This window comes from Candidatus Symbiopectobacterium sp. NZEC127 (assembly GCF_025962675.1).
Taxonomy (GTDB): domain Bacteria; phylum Pseudomonadota; class Gammaproteobacteria; order Enterobacterales; family Enterobacteriaceae; genus Symbiopectobacterium.
Map to the genome: position 1 here is coordinate 1 of NZ_JAGFPG010000039.1, position 659 is coordinate 659.

The following is a 659-nucleotide window of genomic DNA, read 5'->3' on the forward strand; positions in this document are numbered from 1 at the left end:
AGTACCTTTAATGTCGTTATATTTTATGGTTTCATTATTTTGTACTTCCTGTCTCAAACTCGGAAATATCGATAATGTAACACCATCATTAGCAATGACTCGATAAATCTTTTTATGCCCTGAGCATTGAATTAAAGTACCGACCTCAGTAACTGAGGTGCAGGTAATTTTATAAGTATTCTTACTGGCTGCATTTGCAATCACATTGCCTTTTTGTAAACCATTATAAAGAGAATAATAGCCAAGAGACATTTCAAATGGTTTTCCCTGACTGTGTTCAGCAATCCACTTCTGAAATGCTGCTCTATCGTCAATATTTAAATTTACTTGGAAAGATATATCAAAGTACTGAATACCGGTTGAGCGTTGAATTAATCGACCTGAATTAGCTTGATTCTTATACATTGGCTGATTATCAGACAATACAAATGAAGTGACTAAAACCTCGTCCATAAATGCTTCCTTTTTATTATTGTTATCATGTAGTATTTATGTGGGTAGTACTGGTTCAGTGTTGGTTGGTGTATGTATGCAAGAATGGTATGTTCCAGTACTGTCCCACTAATAATTATGAATTTCTTTGTTGACTCTGACGTACAGCCTGAACTAATGAATCACGGTGTTTCTGCAACATCCTGTTAAATTCTGCATCAGTAAGT

General features: G+C 34.7%; 1 protein-coding gene. It reads right to left on the reverse strand.

The annotated features are described in order from the left end of the window. The coding region (locus J5069_RS23800) for a hypothetical protein (protein ID WP_264646123.1) at positions 1 to 453 on the reverse strand (453 nt) is incomplete at its 3' end. Positions 454 to 659: the final 206 nt, after the last annotated feature.